We start from the raw sequence: 19,276 nt of genomic DNA, 5'->3' as shown, positions 1-19,276 counted from the left end.
ATGACCGACACCACGACGCAGCACTTCGCACGTGCCATCGAGCCGGGCGCCCTGAAGGAACTCCGCGACACCGACGACGCGGGGCGGCCCTGCGCCCCGTTCACCGACGACGAGGGCGGCGCCCCGCTCCGCTGCTGCCTGCGCCGCTCCGAACCGGGCGAGCGCATCGCCCTCGTCTCCTACGCCCCGCTGCGGCGCTGGGCCGCGCGGACGGGCGCCGACCCGGGCGCGTACGACGAGCAGGGGCCCGTCTTCCTCCACGCCGAGGAGTGCGGCGGGCCGTCGTCCGGGGCCGGCCACCACTCCCTCACGAGCGCGGGCTCCCTGCGCGTCGTCCGCCGCTACTCGGCCGCCGGGCGCATCCTCGGCGGCCGGCTGATCGAGGTGCCGGGCCCGGCCGACGCCACCGACGCGGCCTTCGAAGCGGCCTTCCGCGCCGCCTTCACCGACCCGGACGTGGCCCTGGTCCACATCAGGGCGGTGGAGTACGGCTGCTTCTTCTACGAGGTACGCAGGCCGTAGGGGCACGGGCCGCCGAGTGCTTGGTCGGGCGCTGAGCGGCCGGCCCGGCGCGGACGGTCAGTCGCTGAGCTGTGCCGCCACCAGCTCCGCGATCTGTACGGCGTTCAGTGCCGCGCCCTTGCGGAGGTTGTCGCCCGAGACGAACAGGGCGAGGCCGTGCTCCACGGTCTCGTCGGCGCGGATCCGGCCCACGTAGGAGACGTCCTGGCCCGCGGCCTGGAGCGGTGTCGGGATGTCGGAGAGGGCGACGCCGGGGGCGCCGGCCAGCAGCTCCGTGGCGCGCTCGACGGAGATCGGGCGGGCGAAGCGGGCGTTCACCTGGAGGGAGTGGCCGGAGAAGACGGGGACCCGGACGCAGGTGCCGGAGACCTTCAGCTCCGGGATCTCCAGGATCTTGCGGGACTCGTTGCGGAGCTTCTGCTCCTCGTCGGTCTCGTTCAGGCCGTCGTCCACGACGGAACCGGCCATCGGCAGCACGTTGAAGGCGATGGGGCGCTTGTAGACGTTCGGCTCGGGGAAGTCGACCGCGTCGCCGTCGTGGGTCAGCTTGTCGGCGTCCGCGACGACCTTCTGGGCCTGCCCGTGCAGCTCGGCCACGCCCGCGAGGCCCGACCCGGACACCGCCTGGTAGGTGGCGACGACCAGCGCCTGAAGGCCCGCCTCCTCGTGCAGCGGCTTCAGCACGGGCATCGCGGCCATCGTCGTGCAGTTCGGGTTGGCGATGATGCCCTTGGGGCGGTCGGTGATCGCGTGCGGGTTCACCTCGGAGACGACAAGGGGGACCTCGGGGTCCTTGCGCCAGGCCGAGGAGTTGTCGATGACGACCGCGCCCTGGGAGGCGACCTTCTCGGCGAGGGCCTTGGAGGTGGCCCCGCCCGCGGAGAAGAGCACGATGTCGAGGCCGGAGTAGTCGGCCGTGGCGGCGTCCTCCACCGTCACACCGTCGACGACCGTCCCGGCCGAGCGGGCCGAGGCGAACAGACGCAGCTCGGTGACCGGGAAGTCCCGCTCGACCAGGATCCTGCGCATGACCGTGCCCACCTGACCGGTGGCTCCGACGATTCCGACCTTCACCGCGACTCCTTAGTGCCTGCATTGCCGTGCCTGCAATGCCTGGGTTTCCATCATGCGTCTCACCGGTGGCCGGATGTCCAATCCTTTGCCCGAGGGGTGGGACGCCCCGTGTGACGTATCCCTCGGGCCGCGCGCGCGTGTGAGCCACGTCTCGGGGCGCCTCCCGCCGAACGTTTCCGGGCGCCCCGGCGTCCTAGGACAAACGCGGCCGGGCCCGCCGGACGGGGAGCGCCGGGAGGGGCCCGAGGGAGGGGTGAGTGTGCTGCGCGGAAAGAGCCGCCGCGGCCAGGGGGTGGAGGATCCCCTGGACGCGGCCCAGGAACGCCGGGTGCGCGCGGTGCTCGCGCTCGGCGGCGTACCGCAGGCGGACCTGCCGGACGGGGTGCAGCAGGTCCGCCTGCGGCTGCTGGAACGCGCGGCGAAGGGCGACGAGGCACCGCGGGACGTGTCCGCCTGGGCGGCGGTCGTCGCCTCCAACCTGGCGATGGACTGGCACCGGGCCAAGCGCAGACAGGAGCGGCTCGGCGAGCGCCTGGCCGCGCTGCGGCAGCCCGAGCAGCCCGCCGACGACGAGGCCCGCGTGCTCTCGCTGACCGTCGCCCGGGGCCTGGACGGACTGCCCGACGCCCAGCGGCAGATCCTGGTCCTGCGGTTCTACGCCGACCTGCCGGTGCGCGGGATCGCCGAGGAGCTGGGCATCCCGGAGGGCACGGTCAAGAGCAGGCTGCACTCGGCGGTCCGCGCGCTCCGCGCCCGCCTGCACGAGGACGAGGTGGTGTGACATGGCCGACGCGTACGGAGCCGACGCCCGTGGGGGCGAGCCGGCCGGTGCGGCCGTGGACCCGCTCCTCGCCGCGCTGACGGACGAGCCGCTGCCCGAGGAGGTCCGCGACGACGCCGCCTTCCTGGCGGAACACCGCTCGGCCCTCGCGGACGTGGCCCTGCTGCGGGAACAGCTCACGGTCCTGGCGGACGCACTGACCGGACCGGACAGCTCCGACAGCGCACCAGAACCGAAATCGGCACCGGCGCCCGTCAGGAAACGCCGCCGCCCCGGCGCCTTCGCCCTCGCCCTGGGCGGTCTCGTCGCCGCCGTCGCCGTCTCCGTGGTGCTCGGCATGGGCTGGCTCGTCGCGCGGGGCGGGGGCGTCTCGGAGGACAGCGGTGCCGCGGACAAGGCCGCGGCCGGCGACAGCGGGTCCGCGAAGCGGTCGGCCGAGGGGTACGTCGCCTGCGCCCGGCTCATCGTGGAGGGCACGGTCGCCGCGGTGGAACCCGTACCCGGGACCGCGCGGGAGCGCGTCACCCTCGACGTGGACCGCTACCTCAAACCGGACGACGGCGGGGACGAGGTCGGCTTCGTGATGGACACGGACGCCGACCCGCGGCCGCGCGTGCACGACCACGTCCTGATCGGCATCCCGCGCGGCGCCACGTCCCCGGACCTGTGGGCCACGGGCGACAAGGCCGTCGCCCGAGAGCGGGCGCGGATCCTGGCGGCGCTCCCCGGCTCCCGCACCACCGACTGCGGCTGACCGGCGCGGACGGGACAACGCGGAGGGCGGGCGCCCGCGCACGGACGCCCGCCCCCCTGACTGCTGTACCGCCGGTTACTGCGTGACCTTCTCGATCAGCACGCTGCCGGTGCCCGCGACCGTGCCGCGGGCGTTCACGAGCTGCACCTGGCCGAAGAACTCGCGTCCCTCGGGCGCGGCCGCCGCGGCGGTGACCGAGGCGGTCACCGGGACGGAGGCGCCGGTGGCCAGCTCGACCGGGCCCGACCCGTCGACCGTGACCTGGCCGAGGGAGGACGCGTAGAACACGTTTTGGTAGTCGTACGCGGTGGAGCCCGACGGGACGGAGTAGGCCGCGACCTGGACGGTGTACGTACCGGCGGCGGGCGAGGCGACGGAGACCGCCTCCTCCGAGTCGCCGTCGGCGGAGCTGCCGACCTCGTTGCCGGCCGCGTCGTACACGTACAGGTCGAGGTCCGCGGCCGTGTCGGAGACGCCGCCGATGGCGACGTCGAGCGACGTGGCGCCCTCGGGCACCTCGACCGTGGTGGTCGTGGTCGCGCCCTCGGCGATGGTCGGCCGGTCGTTCTTGGCCGAGCCGAGCGGGCCGCCCTTCAGCGAGCCGTCGATCGCGGCGAAGTCGTTCGTCACCTTCCAGGAGGCGGTGGCCGGGGTGCCGACCTTCGCCTCGGGCACGGTCACGACCGCCGGGTCGAAGGTGGCGCCGAGCACGGAGACGTCCAGCTTGTAGGGGTTGTCGAGCAGCGGCGAGGTGCGGCGCGCCTCGACCTCGATCTCCCAGACGCCCGGCTGCGGGTCGGCGTACGAACGCACGTCGGGCTTGCAGCCGTTGCCGTCGAGGTAGTTGTTGTAGCAGTACGGCGTGGAGGTGTTGTCGACCGGGACGCCGTAGGGGTGGATGGCGATGAACCGGGTCTGGCTCAGGCCCTTCAGCCCGCCGATCGCGACCTCCAGGGACTTGGCGCCCTCGGGGACCGTCACGAAGTAGGACTGGGTGCTGTTGCGCTGCACCGAGTCCGACGCGGAGTAGCTGTACTTCAGCGGGGCCGAAACCACGACGGTGGTCATGACCAGCTTGTCGGTGCCGACGGTCCTGGGGTCGTCGACCTCCAGGACCGCGGACTTCAGACCCGCCGACCTGGGCGCGGCCTGCACCTTGACGGTCACCGGCTTGTTCAGCGGCAGCTTCACCTCGTCGGAACCGACGATCTTGAAGGTGTTGCCCGCGTTGTTCTCGAAGTGCAGCTCGTGCCGGACCGCCTTGTCGGCGCCGGACGTACGGGTCAGCGTGATCTCGTACGTCTTCTTCTGGCCGGCCTTCAGACCGCCCTCGCGGTCGTAGAGGCCGGTGCCGTGGCCCGGTGTCTCCAGGTACTCGTCGATCGCGGTGTCGACGGGGGCCTTGACCGTGTACTCGTGCGCGGTGGCGCCCTTCTGGATCGACTTCCAGGCGTCGACGATGTTGATCAGGCCCGCGCCCTCCTCGTACGCCTGCACGCCCTTGATGTGGTCGGCGGTCGAGGTGAGCGCCGTGCGCAGGTTCGCCGGGGTGAGGCCGATGTGCTTCTGCTTCGCCGCGGACAGCAGCAGCGCGGAGGCACCGGCCGCCTGCGGGGAGGCCATCGAGGTGCCCTGGAGCATCGAGTAGCCGGCCGGCAGCGAGTAGCCCGCCTCGGCGACCGGGGAGCCCGGCAGCCAGGTCTGGGTGGTGTTGATCGCGGCACCCGGCGCGGAGAGCGTCGGCGTGAAGCCGCCGTCCTCACGCGGACCGCGCGAGGAGAACGGCATCATCGCGTACTTCGCCGACACCGCGGAGCCGTAGTTGGCGGCCCAGGTCTCCTTGGAGATGGTGGCGCCGACCGAGATGACCTTGTCGGCGAGGCCGGGGTCGCCGATGGTGTTGGCGCCGGGGCCCGAGTTGCCCGCGGAGATCACGAGCTGGACACCGTAGGTGTCGATGAGCCGGGTGTAGAGCTCGGCGCGCGCGTTGTTGCCGTCGTTGAGGGAGGGCAGGCCGCCGATCGACATGTTCACGATGTCGACGCCGCGGTTGACGACGAGGTCGATCATGCCCTCGGTGAGCGCGACGTTGGTGCAGCTCCCGGTCCAGGTGCAGGCGCGCGAGGAGACGAGCTTGGCGCCCGGGGCCGCGCCGTTCATCTTGCCGCCGAACAGACCGTTGGCGGAGGTGATGCCCGCGACGTGGGTGCCGTGCTCGGACTCGATGACGCCGATGTTGACGAAGTCGGCCGTCTTGCCGACCCAGTCGCCGCCGTAGGGGTCCATCGGGACGTCCTTGCGGATCTCCACGACGAACGGCTGGCGCTCCACGACGTCGGTCTTCGGGTCGTCGGTCCCGAAGTAGCCGATCTGGTAGCCGTCCTTGTACGGCTTCAGCGGGGTGTCGTCGCCGAAGTCGTGGTTGTTGTTCAGGTCGACGCGGACGGTGCCGGCCTTCGCGTCGTACAGGACGCCCCAGGAGTCGATGGTGTCACCGTCCCGGTTGGCGTCGCCCGCGGCGTCGCCGCCCGCGGTGTAGGACTCCTTGAAGGTGCTGATCTGGTACGAGCCCGCGGGCGCCGTCCAGCTGCTGCCGCCGTAGGTGAAGGAGGTCCCCGAGACGGAGGTCACCATCGGGCGCCAGGTCTGGTCGGAGTCGACGATCGGGTCGGTCGAGGTGACCCAGTCGACGATCTTCCGCTCGCCGGTGGTGGTCTTCTGCAGTGCCGGGTGGCCGAGGTCCACGCCCGAGTCGAGGATGCCGATGGTGACGCCGCGGCCGTCCGCCTTCGGGTTCTTCTTCACGAAGTCGACGGCACCCGTCTCGAAGGACGGGTTGTACGGGTTCTCGGCGGGGGTCTTCGCGTTCGGGGCCGCATAGGTCTTGGCCGACGCCTTCGAGGAGGCGCCCTTTGCGGTGTCCGCGCTCGGCGTCGGGTCGTCCAGCTCGATCTCCTCGCGTAGATCGATGCCGTGCACGGACGACAGCTTCGCGGCGGCGGCGATGGCCGAGTCCGCCTTGGCGGTGGGGACGGTGGCGCGGACGTAGCCGAGCTTGTCGTAGGTGCGGCCCACGGAGGCGCCCTTGACCGCGTCCAGCTTCCCGGCGACCTGGCCGGTCTGCCCGGGAGCGGTGGCGATCATCATCGTGACGTTCTTGGCGCCGCCCGCCTTCGCCTCGGCGAGGAGGTCGGCGTCGTCGGAGCCGAGCTTGGCGGTCGCGGACTTGGTGCCCGGGTCCGCGGGCGCGGACGGCTGGTCGGCGGAGAAGGCCATGGGTATCGGCCCGGCCGCGGAGAGCGCGGCCACCAGACCGGCGGCCACGGCCACGCGGGCCACGCGTCTCGCGCCCGATATCGGAGCGCGCTGAGGGTCGGTCATCAGCATCCCTTGTAGGTAAAGGAACGAGCGTGGAACGACCGGCCCGGGGATCAGCCGGAGCCGGTCGCGGCAGTTCGTAGCTGTTCTGAGCTGGTCGTATCAGTCCGGTATGTGCATCCGGATGACCGCTCAGCTTTACCTGAGGGGAAGTTGTTTGGGGAGACTTGACCGGGGCGGGACGAACGCTTGGCGTAATTCCGCCATGCGCCACGGCGCCCAAAGCGGCACAGGACGGGACGTTGCCGACGATGCCCCGGGGAATGCCCGCACCCGGCCGCCACGCTGCCGTAACGTCTGGTCATGCACCAGGAGTTGCGGGTGGCGGCCTACGCCGTGTGTGTACGAGACGGGCGGATCCTGCTGGCCCGCTGGGTCGCAAGGGACGGCAGCAGGCGGTGGACCCTGCCGGGCGGCGGCATGGACCACGGCGAGGACCCCTACGACACCGTCGTCCGCGAGGTGACCGAGGAGACCGGGTACACCGTCGAACCGGTGACCCTGCTCGGCGTCGACTCCATCCGGCGCGCCTACCCGCGCCGGCTCGGCTCCGGCGCCGACTTCCACGGGCTGCGCATCGTCTACGAGGGCCGGATCACCGGCGGCGAACTGCGGCACGAGACGAACGGCTCCACCGACATGGCCGCCTGGCACGCCCTGGACGAGGTGCCCGACCTCTCGCGGGTCGCCCTCGTCGACATCGGCCTCGCCCTGTGGCGCGAGCGCCCGGCCGCCGGACGCGCGGCGGTGGCCGACGTGTAGCGGTCACCGCGGGACCGGCGCACAGACCCCGCTACCCCGCGAGGTGAACGCGGAGTGACCGCCTCCGAGCCGTTCGGAAAGGGTCCCGTGGACGCGCAGGGTAGTCCTAGATCCACGTACCGTTATCGGCGTTGCCCGTTGCGGTCCAGTTAATGCGCAGGCCACCCCCGGTGCCAACGATCCGGAGTGAGCGGGAAGTTCCCACGAGGGACCCCCGCGACCTCTGCTGACGCGTTCGCACCCGGGGAGATAGCGCCATGTCGCGCCTACGCTCTGTCGCCACTGCCGCCGCCGCTCTCGACCGCCGCACCCTCCTCGCCGCCGCCGGTGCCCTGACCACCTCCGCGGGCATCGGCTACGCGCTGCGGCCCGCCGCCGACGCGCACGCCGCCGCGCAGACCGCCGCCGCCCCGGGGCAGGCCCCCGTCGCCATGTCCCGCCGCGCGCCCGCCGCGCCGCTCGCGCCGTACACCCGCGGCACCACCCTGGCCGCCGTCGCGGTGCGCGGCGAGGGCTCCGGCTACCGGCGGCTCGGTGACGGCCCCGCCTGGCAGCGGGTGGTGCGCGGTGAACTGGCCGGAGCCAAGGACGGCCGGGAGGGCCGCCGCACCGCGCTCGCCTCCTTCGTGCAATTCACCGACCTGCACCTGGTCGACGTCCAGCACCCGCTGCGCTACGAATACCTGCGCGCGCAGACCGCCAGCGCCTGGCGTCCGCAGGAGGCCCTGTCGGTGGCCGGCGCGGTCTCCCTGGTGGAGCGGGTCAACGCGCTGCGGGGAGCCCCCGTCACCGGCTCCCCGCTGCACTTCGTGATGACCACGGGCGACAACACCGACAACAACTCCAAGACGGAACTCGACTGGTTCCTGAAGGTGATGAGCGGCGGCCGGGTCACCCCCAACTCCGGCGACCCGCGCCGCTACGAAGGCGTCCAGAGCAGCGACCTCAAGCTGTACTGGCAGCCCGACGCGGCCCTGCGCGACGCCGACAAGCAGCTCGGCTTCCCACGCATCCCCGGCTTCCTCGCCGCCGCGATCCGCGAGCTGAACAGCCCCGGCCTCGGCCTGCCCTGGTACTCCACGGTCGGCAACCACGACGCCCTGCCCGGCGGCTGCTACGCGCCCGGCGACTCCTTCTTCGCCGAGTTCGCCGTCGGCGGCAAGAAGCTGATGACCCTCGACACGGCCGCCGGGAAGGCGATCTGGGACAACGTCAAGAAGGGCGGCGACCCCAAGGGCGTCGACTTCCGGGCGATGCTCAAGGCGCAGGCCCGCCACATGAGGCCGGTGACCCCGGACCCGGCGCGCGCCCCCTTCACCCGCGCCGAGTACCTCAAGGCCCACCTGGATCCGGCGCACACCGGCCCCGGACCGGTCGGCCACGGCTACTCGCAGGCCAACCTCGACGCGGACACCCAGTACTACTCCTTCCGCATCGCCGACGGCCTGATCGGCATCAGCCTCGACTCCACCGACCCCGGCGGCCACTACGAGGGCTCGCTCGGCACCGCCCAGCTCACATGGCTGGAGAAGACGCTGAAGGACAACAAGGACGCGTACGCCGTCGTCTTCAGCCACCACACCAGCAAGACGATGCGCAACCTGCGGCCCGACCCCGCGCACCCGGGGGAGCGGCGGCACGGCGGTGACGAGCTGGTCGCGGCGCTCGGCCGCCACTCCAACGTCGTGGTCTGGGTGAACGGGCACAGCCACAAGAACCGCATCACCCCGCACCAGGCGTCGGGCGGCGGCTCTTTCTGGGAGATCTCCACCGCCTCGCACGTCGACTTCCCGCAGCTCGCCCGGGTCATCGAGATCACCGACAACCACGACGGCACGCTCTCGCTGTTCACCACGCTGATCGAGTCCGCGGCCCCGCACCGCACGGACCACACCGACCTCACCCAGACCGGCCTGGGCTCCCTCTACCGCGAGCTGGGCGCCAACGCCCCGGGCGCCCGCACCGACCTCGGCGGCTCGGCCGACGACCGCAACACCGAACTGGTCCTGAGGAAAGGCTGAATCACGCTCAACCCCGGTACCGGTGGTCAACTCCCGCCGCCCCGGTGCGGTCCCCTTCCCCGACCGTGTCACCACACGAGAGGGGCAGGACATGTCAGTGCGTACGGGGCTGGTGGGAGTGACCGCCGTCGCGGTCGCCGTGGCTCTGGCGGGACCCGCGGTCGCGGCACCCGCCGGTGACGGGCACGGAACCGGTGACGGACACGACGCGACCCGGCGGGCGATGGACGCCGCCGTGCGGGACGGCGTCCCGGGCGTCACCGCCACCGTCCGGGACGGCCGCCGCACCTGGTCGGCCGTCTCCGGCACCGGCGACCTCGAAACCGGCGCGCCCCGCTCCGCCGACGACCACTACCGCGTCGGCAGCATCACCAAGACCTTCGTCGCCACGGTCCTCCTGCAACTGGAGGCCGAGGGCCGGCTGTCGCTGGACGACACCGTGGACGCGTGGCTGCCCGGCGTCGTCAGCGGCAACGGCAACGACGGCCGCGCGATCAGCCTCCGGCGGCTCCTCAACCACACCAGCGGCATCCACAACTACACCGAGGACGACGGTTTCGCCCGCACCTACTTCCTGAAGGACGGCTTCCTCCAGCACCGCTACGACACGAAGACACCCGCGGAACTGGTCGCCGTCGCGACGGCCCACGCCCCGGACTTCGCCCCCGGCACCGACTGGCACTACTCCAACACCAATTACGTACTGGCCGGCATGGTGATCAAGAAGGTCACGGGCCACTCCTACGCGACGGAGATCCGCCGCCGGATCATCGAACCGCTCGGCCTGCACGCCACCCTCGTGCCCGGCACGAACCCCAAGGTCCCGAAGCCCAGCAGCCGCGCCTACGGCAAGCTCTCCCGGTCGGACACCGGACCCACGTACGACGTCACCGAGCTGAACCCGTCCCTCGCCTCCGCCTCGGGCGAGATGATCGCCGACTCGGCCGACCTCGACCGCTTCTACTCGGCCCTGCTGCGCGGCAGGCTCCTGCCGCCCGAGCAACTCGCCGAGATGCAGACCACCGTCGAGGCCGGCGAAATACCGAACGCCAAGTACGGCCTCGGGCTCATCGACCGTGAACTGAGCTGCGGCGTCCACGTCTGGGGCCACGGCGGCGGCATCCACGGCTCCACCTCGGAGGCCGTCACCACCGCCGACGGCAGGCATTCCCTCGCCCTCAACTTCAACGGCGACTGGTCGGGCGACAGCGACGCGGTGCTCGAAGCGGAGTTCTGCCCCGAGTAGCGCGAGCAAGAAGGAAGGACGGACAGGAGGAGGGGCCGCCGGTCGTCCGGCGGCCCCTCCTCTCCCCTCCTGGTCCCTGCCCGTCCGGGCCCGGTCCGCGGCTACCGGGGCAGTACCATCACGTACGCCGCCGGATCCCGGTCGGCGGCGGCCATCAGCGCGGTGCGCACGACCGCCGCCTGCTGTTCCAGTGCGTCCCGGAGCTTCCTGGGCGTGAGATGCACGACCGTGATGCCCAGCCGCTCCAAGTGCTCGCGCTTGCGGGCGTATTCGGAGAACAGGGCGTCATCCTCCTGGCGCGGTGCCCGGGTGTCCAGCTCGACCGCGACCGCCTGCTCCGGCCAGTACGCGTCCAGACCGCCGAGGTGCGGCCCTCCGGGTAGCCGCAGATCGACGTTCCACACCGGATCGGGCAGACCGTGTTCGCGGACCATGCGGTAGAGGCGGTCCTCGGCGATCGAGCGGCCCTCGGCCAGCAGCGAGTCCACCGCGTCCACCACGTGCGGCCTGCTCAGCAGCCGCGCCCGCGTCAGCTCCCGTACGACCGACGCCGGTTCGCAGTGGCCGCCGCGTACCGCCTCGGTGAGCAGCCGGCGTACCACCCCGGCGTCCATCAGATGCGCGACGGCGTCCGCGAGGGCGCGCGGGACCGGGGCGACCGGAACGCCGGTGACCTGGACGGGGGCCGGCAGCGCGGGCGCGCGCACCACCCGGGCGCAGCCGGTCGAGCGCAGCCGGCGCAGCCGGGGCACCAGGACGTCGATCCGGTCCAGGGAGAGCAGCGGCGGCGCCGACGCCAGCCCGTGCAGGGTCAGCGCGGCGAGGCCGGTGATCATCGCGTCGGCGTACTCGGGTTCCGGGGAGTTCCCGGGGCTCGCGTGCCGCTCGGGCCCGGCCGGGCCGGACTGGGCCGGGACCGCGGGCGCCGCCCCGCCGAGCGGGGCGCGGGCCGCGTACAGCAGGACCGCGTGCAGCCGTTCCTCGCTGGTGGGCGGCCCTGGATGGAGAAGGCAGACGCCGGGCAGGAGCTGCTGCCAGCGGCCGCCGGGGCGGCAGTTGGCGTTGGTCTCGGCGGCGGTCACTCCGCGCGCCCGCAGCTCTGCGGTGGTCAGCACGCGCCGCCGGACGCCGGACAGGCGGTGCGAGGGGGAGGGGGAGAGCGGGGTGTTGTGGTTCATGACCCGGCACCTTCCGCGCCGGATCCGCTCCCTAACCGCTGTTACACGCTTGTCGGCGAATCCGGACAAGCCCGTCCTAAAGTACGGGCGTTCGACTGCCGAAAAGGGCTGGTCCGGCCGGGCGGACAGCCGGGTTACGGCCTGGGATACCCGGATTCCGTAACCGCCGCACACGGCAGGGGGGCGTGCGCCCCCGGGGCACCGGTCGCGCCGGTGCCCCGGGATGCTCCGTGTCCGCCGGTGCCGCGGGGCGGCCGTGCGCTACGCGGAGGCGGCGGCCGTGTCGCACGCCTGCGCGCGCAGCGAGCGCGCCAGGTCGTCCCGCGCCTCCAGGACGAGACGGCGCAGGGCGGGCGGCGCGTCCTCGTGCGCCGACAGCCAGGCGTCCGACGCGGCCAGCGTGTCCGGCGAGTCCTGGAGCGAGGGGAACAGGCCCCGCACCACGTCCATGCCGATCTGGATGGAGCGCTCCGCCCAGACCCGGCCGATCGCGTCGAAGTACTTCGGCGCGTACGGCGCGGTCAGCTCCCGCTGCCCGGACTGCTGGAAGCCCGCGATGGTCGCCTCCACCAGCGCGTTGGACAGGGCGTCCGACTCCACGACCGACGCCCACGCCTGCGCCTTGACCGCCGCCGACGGGCGGGCGGCGAGACAGCGGACCTGGTGCCGCTTGCCGGACGCGGTGTCGTCGCGGGCCAGTTCGGCCGCCAGTTCCTGCTCACCGGCCGAGCCGTGCGCGGCGAGCGGCTCCAGGAACGCCCAGCGCAGCTCCTGGTCGACGTCCAGGCCCTCGATCGCCTCGGTGCCCGCCAGCAGCCCCCGCAGCAGGGCGAGTTCGTCCTCGCCGGAGGCGACCCGGGCCAGGAACCGCGCCCAGGTCAGCTGCTCCTGGCTGCCCGCGGCGGCGCGCCGCAGCTCCGTCACCGCGCCCTCGGCGAGCAGCCGCCCGCCCTCGGCCCGCCACCCGGGGGCCGCGTAGTGCACGAGCGCGGTGTGCGCCCAGCCGTGCAGGGTCTGGAGCACGCCGATGTCGCTCTCGCGCCCGGCGAAGCGCAGCACCAGGGCGACGAAGTCACGGGCGGGCAGCAGCCCGTCCCGGGTCAGGTTCCACAGTGCCGACCAGCACAGCGCGCGGGCGAGCGGGTCGGTCAGGTCGCCGAGCCCGGCGCGCAGCGTCGCCAGCGAACCCTCGTCGAAGCGGACCTTGCAGTACGTGAGGTCGTCGTCGTTGACCAGGACCAGCTCGGGCGCCTCGGCGCCGGCCAGCTCCGCGACGACCGTGCGCGGCTCGTGGACGTCCAGCTCGGCGCGGGCGTAGCGGACCAGCGGGCCGCCGGCGGTCTCGCGCCGGTAGAGGCCGACGGCCACCCGGTGCGGCCGCAGCTCGGGGTGCGACTCGGCGGCCTCCTGGAGGACGGCCAGTTCGTCGATCCGGCCCCCGGCGCCCAGCAGCACCTGCGGGGTGAGGGAGTTGACGCCCGCGGTCTGCAGCCAGGACCGCGACCAGGCGGCCAGGTCGCGCCCGCTGGTCTCCTCGAGCGCCGACAGCAGATCGCCGAGCCGGGTGTTGCCGTACGCGTGCCGCTTGAAGTAGCGGCGGGCGCCCTCCAGGAACGCGTCCCGGCCGACGTACGCCACGAGCTGCTTGAGCACGCTGGCGCCCTTGGCGTAGGTGATGCCGTCGAAGTTGAGCTTGGCGTCCTGGAGGTCACGGATGTCGGCCGTGACCGGGTGCGTGGAGGGGAGCTGGTCGGCGCGGTACGCCCACGCCTTGCGGCGGTTGGCGAAGGTGATCCAGCCGTCCTCGAAGCGGGTCGCGCCCACCAGCGAGAAGGTCCCCATGAAGTCGGCGAAGGACTCCTTCAGCCACAGATCGTCCCACCACTCCATGGTGACCAGGTCGCCGAACCACATGTGCGCCATCTCGTGCAGGATCACGGTCGCGCGGGCCTCGTACGACGCCCGCGTCACCTTGCCGCGGAAGATGTACTCCTCGCGGAAGGTCACCAGACCCGGGTTCTCCATCGCGCCGAGGTTGTACTCGGGCACGAACGCCTGGTCGTACTTGCCGAACGGGTACGGGAAGTCGAAGTTGTCGTGGAAGAAGTCCAGACCCTGCTTGGTGACGAGGAAGACGTCGTCCGCGTCGAAGTACGGCGCGAGCCCCTTGCGGCACATGGCGCCGAGCGGGATCTCCAGCTTCGTACCGTCGTCGAAGGTGCGCGAGTAGCTGTCCGTCACGTAGTGGTACGGGCCCGCCACCACGGCCGTGATGTACGTCGAGATCGGCTTCGTCTCGGCGAACCGCCACACGCCGTCGGTCAGTTCCCCGGCGCCGTTGCCCCAGACCGTCCAGCCCTCGGGGGCCCGCACCTCGAAGCGGTACGGAGCCTTGAGGTCCGGCTGCTCGAAATTGGCGAAGACCCGCCGGGCGTCCGCGGGCTCGTACTGGGTGTACAGGTACACCTCGTCGTCCTCGGGGTCGACGAAGCGGTGCATGCCCTCGCCGGTGCGCGAGTAGGCGCACTGGGCGTCGACGACCAGCTCGTTGTCCTCGCGCAGGTCCTCCAGGGCGATCCGCGCGCCGTCGAAGACCTGGTCCGGGTCGAGGTCCTGGCCGTTCAGCGAGACCGAGGTGACGCTCGGCGCGATCAGGTCGGCGAAGCTGCCCGCGCCGGGCTCGGCGCACCGGAAGCGGATGGTGGTGACCGACCGGAAGGTGCGCGGCCCGTCCTCCGCACGGTGCTCCCCGACGGCGGACCGCAGGTCGAGGGAGACCTCGTACGCCTCGACGGACAGCAGCGCGGCCCGCTCCCGGGCCTCGTCGCGGGACAGATTCTCACCGGGCACGGGCGGCACCTCTCAACTGTGACGGTCGGTACGAACAGGACCGATCCTGCCATGTGCCCCTGACGGCGCCTACCCGGGAATGGCCGGGACGGCCGTGACTGTTCCCGTGGGAAGAGTCCGCAGCAGTCCGCAGCCGTTGGCAACCGTTCTCACGAGGAGAGCCATGTCCGAGAAGACCCCCGTCGACTTCTGGTTCGACCCGTCCTGCCCCTGGGCCTGGATGACCTCGCGCTGGGTGCTGGAAGTGGAGAAGGTGCGCGACATCGAGGTGCGCTGGCACCTGATGAGCCTCGCCGTCCTGAACGAGCCCAAGCTGGACGAGCTGGACGAGGGCTACCGGGAGTGGCTCACCACCCAGGCGTGGGCGCCCGTACGGGTGGTCGCAGCCGCCTGGCAAAAGCACGGCGACGACGTCCTCGGCCCGCTGTACACCGCGCTCGGCGAGCACTTCCACAACAAGGGCGAGGGCCCCACCCGTGAGGCGATCGCGGCGGCGCTGGCCGACGCGGGTCTGCCCGCGGACCTGATCGACTACGCCGACCAGGAGGACTTCGAGTTCGACGCCGAGCTGCGCGCCTCCCACAAGGAGGGCATCGACAAGGTCGGCCAGGACGTCGGCACGCCGGTGATCGCGGTACCGGGCGCCAACGGACAGCAGCTCGCCTTCTTCGGCCCGGTCGTCACCCCGGCGCCCAAGGGCGAGGAGGCGGCGAAGCTGTGGGACGGCACGCTGCTGGTCGCCTCGGTCCCGGGCTTCTACGAGATCAAGCGCACGCGGACGGCGGGGCCGGACTTCAGCAACCTGTAGGCGGCCCGTACACACGGGGGACCGGCCGCCGCGGCGCGCACTCCGCGCGGCGGCGGCCGGAATTCGTCTCCGTGGCGTACCTCTACAGGAACTCGACGGGCAGCGTCCCGCCGTCGTGCTTGTCGGTCCACCGCTGGAAGCGCAGACAGCCCTTGCGGGTGCAGCGCCAGTAGTCCTCCACGTTCCGCTTGCCGGTGATCTCCCGGATGGCGGCCTTCTCTGCGTCCCACCGCACTCGGCGGAAGTCCTGCATGGTGCCGCAGTTCAGACAGTCCAGGTGCTTGTACACGAGCGCCCCCTAGGCCGGTGCCCAGGCGACGGGCCCGGCCTTGCGAGCGTAGGGGCGCCGAAGCCGCGGCGTCAGCCCGCACCGCACCCCACCGCCCCCGCCCCTCACGGCGACCGCCTCAGCAGCCCCTTCTCCATCGCCACCACCACCGCCCGGGTCCGGTTGTTCACGTCGAGCTTGGCGAAGAGCCGGAGCAGATGGGTCTTGACCGTCGCCTCCGCGATCACCAGCCGGCGGCCGGTCTCCGCGTTGGTCAGCCCGTCCGCGACCGCGTTCAGGACGTCCGCCTCGCGGGGCGTCAGCGGCACCATGGCGGGCCGGCGCATCCGGGCGACCAGCCGCTCCGCCACCCGGGGCGCGAGCACCGTCTCCCCGCGCGCCGCCGCGTGGACCGCGTCGACGAGCTGCTCCCGGGTGGTGTCCTTGAGCAGATAGCCGATCGCCCCGGCCTCCACCCCGCGCTCGATCTCCGCGTCGGTGTCGTACGTGGTCAGGATCAAAACCCGCGTCCCCGGCCGGCGGGCGACGATCTCGGTGGTCGTGACCCCGTCGAGCACCGGCATCCGCAGGTCGACCAGGGCGACGTCCGGCTCGCAGCGGTCCACGAGCTCCAGCGCCGCGCGCCCGTCGCCCGCCTCGCCGACGATCTCGATACTGGGCTCGGCGGCGAGCAGCGCCACCACCCCGGCGCGCATCACCGCGTGGTCGTCGACCACGAGGAGGCGTACGCGTTCCCCGGTCAGCGTGCCGCTCCGTTCTCTCCGGACACCGTCTCCCGGGAAACCGTCTCCCCGGACACCGTCTCCCGGGAAACCGTCTCCTCGGACGCCGGCGGTACCAGCGCGAGGACGCGCGTACCGTCGCCCACCGAACTCGTCACCGTCAGCCGGCCGCCCAGTTCCGCCAGCCGCTTGCGCATCCCGTCGAGCCCGAAGCCCGTCGACTCCGCCACCAGGAACCCGGTCCCGTCGTCGGTGAGGACCCGGGCCCTGGGGGTAACCCCCGGCGGGTGGTCCCAGGGCGCGGAAGAGCCCCCCACGAGTCACGTCCTCGCGGGGGGCTCTCCGCCATACCGCCTGCTTGCGTGAAGGTTGAGAAGACGATCACGAGCAGGACGAAGGGGCCGGGGTACGGCCTGGGCTTCGGGGTTCAGGGGGCGAGCAGCAGTACGTCCGTACGCGACCTGGCGGCCTCGTAACGGCGGGCCACGTCCTGCCAGTTGACGACCGCCCACATGGCGTCGATGAAGTCCACCTTCTGGTTCCTGTACTGGAGGTAGAAGGCGTGCTCCCAGGCGTCGAAGACCAGGATCGGGGTGGCGCCCTGGCCGACGTTGCCCTGGTGGTCGTAGACCTGCTCGACGACGAGGCGCCCGCTGAGCGGTTCGTACGCGAGGACGCCCCAGCCGGAGCCCTGCGTGGTCGCGGCGGCCTTGGTGAGCTGCGCCTTGAAACCGGCGAACGAGCCGAAGGACTCGGTGATCGCGTCGGCCAGGTCGCCCACGCCGTCCGCGGCCAGCGGCTCGCCGCCGCCGTCACCGGTCATGTTGTGCCAGTAGATCGAGTGCAGGATGTGCCCCGACAGATGGAAGGCGAGGTTCTTCTCCAGGCCGTTGACCGCGCCCCACGTCTCCTTGTCCCGGGCCTCCGCGAGCTGCTCCAGCGTGTCGTTCGCGCCCTTGACGTACGCCGCGTGGTGCTTGTCGTGGTGCAGCTCGATGATCTCGGGGCTGATCACGGGCGCGAGCGCGGAGTAGTCGTAGGGCAGTTCAGGAAGTGTGTAGACGGCCATGGCGGGTCCCCTCCGACCTCTTATTGCAAACAGCTTGCAAGTGCACGCTAGCAGCAAGAGAGTGGTCCCGCGTGCCCGGGCACGCGAAAGGGCCCTCGCACGAAACCGTCCTCCGTGCGAGGGCCCTGCCGCGGGCGGCCGACCGGGTGTCGGCCGCGGTTGGGGAGTGCCGGGTGTCAGTCGCGGGCGCGCGCCCGCTGCCAGGCGTATCCGACGGCGGCGAGCACGAGCGTCATCGCGCCCGTCGAGTAGAGCTGCACCCGGGTGTCCGGCTGCCGCGCCATCAGGACGAACACCCCGGCCATCCCCGCCATCGCGACCCACGTAAGGACCGGGAAGGCCCACATCCGCACCGCCAGCCGCTCCGGCTCGGTCCGCTCCAGCAGCCGCCGCAGCCGGAGCTGCGAGACGGCGATGAGGATCCAGACGACCAGGATCACCGCGCCGATCATGTTCAGCAGCCAGGCGAAGACGTCGTCGGGCCGCCAGTAGCTGAGCAGCACGCAGCCGAAGCCGACGACCGAGGAGACGAGCACCGCCACCCGCGGCACCCCGCCGGACACCCGGCCGAGCGCCTGCGGCGCCTGTCCCCGCTCGACCAGCGAGTACGCCATCCGCGAGGCGCCGTAGATGTTGGCGTTCATGGCGGAGAGCAGTGCCACGAACACGACCACGTTCATGAGCTGCGCGGCGCCCGGGATGCCGAGCCGGTCGAGCGCGGCCACGTACGGGCCCTTCTCGACGACCTCTTTCGCGTCCCACGGGACGAGCGCGACGATGACGGCCATCGAGCCGATGTAGAAGACCGCGATGCGCCACATGGCGGTGCGCACGGCACGGGCGACGCCGCGCACCGGGTTCTCCGACTCGGCCGCGGCGATGGTCACCGTCTCCAGACCGCCGTACGCGAAGACGGAGGCGAGCAGGCCGATGACCAGGCCCTCGCTGCCGTTGGGCAGGAAGCCGCCCTCGCCGGTGAGGTTCGACAGGCCGGGGGAGCCGGTGCCGGGCAGGACGCCCAGCAGGGCGAGGACGCCGAGTACCAGGAAGAGCGAGATCGCGCCGACCTTCAGCGCGGCGAACCAGAACTCGAACTCGCCGAAGTTCCGCACCGCCGCGAGGTTGGCCGCACACATGACGACCATGAACAGAGCCACCCAGGCCCACTCCGGGGTGCCGGGCAGCCAGCCGCTGACGATCTGCGCCGCGCCGATGCCCTCCAGACCGACGGCCGTGCACATCAGCACCCAGAACGACCAGCCGGCGGTGAAGCCCGCCCAGGGCCCGACCGCCCGCTCGGCATGCGCCGAGAACGAGCCGGACGAGGGGTAGGCGGCGGACATCTCGCCGAGCATCCGCATCACCAGCATGACGAGCACGCCCGAGATCGCGTACGCGACGACGATCGAGGGGCCGGCGGCCGCGATGCCCGCCCCGGACCCCACGAACAGCCCCGCCCCGATCACACCGCCCAGCGCGATCATCGACAGATGGCGCTGCTTCAGCCCGTGGGTGAGCGGCGGTGCCGGATCGGCGACGGCATTCCGAGGCATGGCGCGGGTGTCCGTAACGTGAGACGTGACAAAAACTCCCACAGTCTGGGTGCTCATGACAGAAAAGCAAAACGCCTGTTCACGATACGGACGAAGCCGATACGGAGCGTCGAAATCCGGTTACCGCCAGGCGCCGCACGCGTAACGCCGCTCGAGCCCGCCGAACCGCACCCCGCGACCCGGCAGCGGCAACCGCACGGCCGGACGAATGGCAACCCTCCACGGCCCGCAGTCGCGATCGCACGGAAGGGGCCGTGCCGGTACATCAA

The 19,276-nt window shown here is 72.0% G+C and carries 15 protein-coding genes and 1 pseudogene; 7 read left to right on the top strand and 9 right to left on the bottom strand.

Annotated elements, in window-relative coordinates:
• Positions 1–522 (top strand): DUF1203 domain-containing protein, encoded by a 522-nt coding sequence (locus ACFV6E_RS30915; RefSeq protein ID WP_385466062.1) that lies wholly within the window; start codon positions 1–3, stop codon positions 520–522.
• Positions 523–579: 57 nt separating this feature from the next.
• Here ACFV6E_RS30915 and ACFV6E_RS30910 read toward each other — a convergent pair whose 3' ends face one another.
• A complete protein-coding gene (locus tag ACFV6E_RS30910; RefSeq protein ID WP_385466059.1) occupies positions 580–1,596 on the bottom strand; it encodes an aspartate-semialdehyde dehydrogenase in 1,017 nt (338 codons plus the stop codon).
• Between the two features lie 259 nt (positions 1,597–1,855).
• Here ACFV6E_RS30910 and ACFV6E_RS30905 point away from each other — a divergent pair, with 259 nt between their 5' ends.
• Entirely contained in the window at positions 1,856–2,377 is a 522-nt protein-coding gene (locus ACFV6E_RS30905; RefSeq protein ID WP_385161002.1) for a sigma-70 family RNA polymerase sigma factor, read from the top strand.
• 1 nt (position 2,378) lies between these two features.
• Positions 2,379–3,131 (top strand): hypothetical protein, encoded by a 753-nt coding sequence (locus ACFV6E_RS30900; protein WP_385466056.1) that lies wholly within the window; start codon positions 2,379–2,381, stop codon positions 3,129–3,131.
• A gap of 75 nt (positions 3,132–3,206) precedes the next feature.
• Here the strand turns inward: ACFV6E_RS30900 and ACFV6E_RS30895 are convergent, their stop codons facing one another.
• Positions 3,207–6,512, bottom strand: a complete 3,306-nt coding sequence (locus ACFV6E_RS30895; RefSeq protein ID WP_385466053.1) for a S8 family serine peptidase — start codon at positions 6,510–6,512, stop codon at positions 3,207–3,209.
• 300 nt (positions 6,513–6,812) lie between these two features.
• Here ACFV6E_RS30895 and ACFV6E_RS30890 point away from each other — a divergent pair, with 300 nt between their 5' ends.
• From ACFV6E_RS30890 to ACFV6E_RS30880, 3 genes are all read left to right on the top strand, one after another.
• Positions 6,813–7,271 carry an NUDIX hydrolase gene (locus ACFV6E_RS30890; RefSeq protein WP_385160976.1) on the top strand — a complete coding sequence of 153 codons (459 nt, stop codon included), beginning with the start codon at positions 6,813–6,815 and terminating at the stop codon, positions 7,269–7,271.
• A 257-nt stretch (positions 7,272–7,528) separates the two neighbouring features.
• The gene (locus ACFV6E_RS30885; protein ID WP_385160974.1) at positions 7,529–9,292 is read left to right on the top strand and encodes a TIGR03767 family metallophosphoesterase; all 1,764 of its coding nucleotides are present in this window, start codon (positions 7,529–7,531) and stop codon (positions 9,290–9,292) included.
• Between the two features lie 91 nt (positions 9,293–9,383).
• A complete protein-coding gene (locus ACFV6E_RS30880; RefSeq protein ID WP_385466050.1) occupies positions 9,384–10,538 on the top strand; it encodes a serine hydrolase domain-containing protein in 1,155 nt (384 codons plus the stop codon).
• Between the two features lie 101 nt (positions 10,539–10,639).
• Here the strand turns inward: ACFV6E_RS30880 and ACFV6E_RS30875 are convergent, their stop codons facing one another.
• Together ACFV6E_RS30875 and pepN are read right to left on the bottom strand one after the other, a co-directional pair.
• The gene (locus ACFV6E_RS30875) at positions 10,640–11,716 is read right to left on the bottom strand and encodes a hypothetical protein (protein WP_385160971.1); all 1,077 of its coding nucleotides are present in this window, start codon (positions 11,714–11,716) and stop codon (positions 10,640–10,642) included.
• A gap of 261 nt (positions 11,717–11,977) precedes the next feature.
• Positions 11,978–14,566 carry an aminopeptidase N gene (gene pepN / locus ACFV6E_RS30870; protein ID WP_385160969.1) on the bottom strand — a complete coding sequence of 863 codons (2,589 nt, stop codon included), beginning with the start codon at positions 14,564–14,566 and terminating at the stop codon, positions 11,978–11,980.
• Between the two features lie 163 nt (positions 14,567–14,729).
• Between pepN and ACFV6E_RS30865 the strand changes: the two genes are divergently transcribed.
• Positions 14,730–15,374 (top strand): DsbA family protein, encoded by a 645-nt coding sequence (locus tag ACFV6E_RS30865; RefSeq protein WP_385160967.1) that lies wholly within the window; start codon positions 14,730–14,732, stop codon positions 15,372–15,374.
• A gap of 82 nt (positions 15,375–15,456) precedes the next feature.
• Here ACFV6E_RS30865 and ACFV6E_RS30860 read toward each other — a convergent pair whose 3' ends face one another.
• The 5 genes and pseudogenes from ACFV6E_RS30860 to ACFV6E_RS30840 form a co-directional block, all read right to left on the bottom strand.
• Positions 15,457–15,663, bottom strand: a complete 207-nt coding sequence (locus ACFV6E_RS30860; protein ID WP_385160965.1) for a hypothetical protein — start codon at positions 15,661–15,663, stop codon at positions 15,457–15,459.
• Positions 15,664–15,767: 104 nt separating this feature from the next.
• Positions 15,768–16,406, bottom strand: coding sequence for a response regulator (locus ACFV6E_RS30855; RefSeq protein WP_385161000.1), 639 nt, complete (start codon positions 16,404–16,406; stop codon positions 15,768–15,770).
• Positions 16,403–16,642 (bottom strand): annotated as a pseudogene (locus ACFV6E_RS30850) (hypothetical protein); the annotation flags it as partial. The gene ACFV6E_RS30855 and the pseudogene ACFV6E_RS30850, both read right to left, overlap by 4 nt.
• Positions 16,643–16,812: 170 nt before the next feature.
• Positions 16,813–17,454: a superoxide dismutase gene (locus tag ACFV6E_RS30845; RefSeq protein ID WP_385160963.1), complete on the bottom strand. Its 642-nt coding sequence runs from the start codon at positions 17,452–17,454 to the stop codon at positions 16,813–16,815.
• Positions 17,455–17,630: 176 nt separating this feature from the next.
• Entirely contained in the window at positions 17,631–19,007 is a 1,377-nt protein-coding gene (locus ACFV6E_RS30840; RefSeq protein ID WP_385466047.1) for an amino acid permease, read from the bottom strand.
• Positions 19,008–19,276 lie beyond the last annotated feature (269 nt).

The organism is Streptomyces sp. NPDC059785 (assembly GCF_042732375.1).
GTDB lineage: Bacteria > Actinomycetota > Actinomycetes > Streptomycetales > Streptomycetaceae > Streptomyces.
The sequence above is the reverse complement of the archived record's forward strand: the minus strand, read 5'-3'. Positions and strand labels throughout refer to the sequence as shown.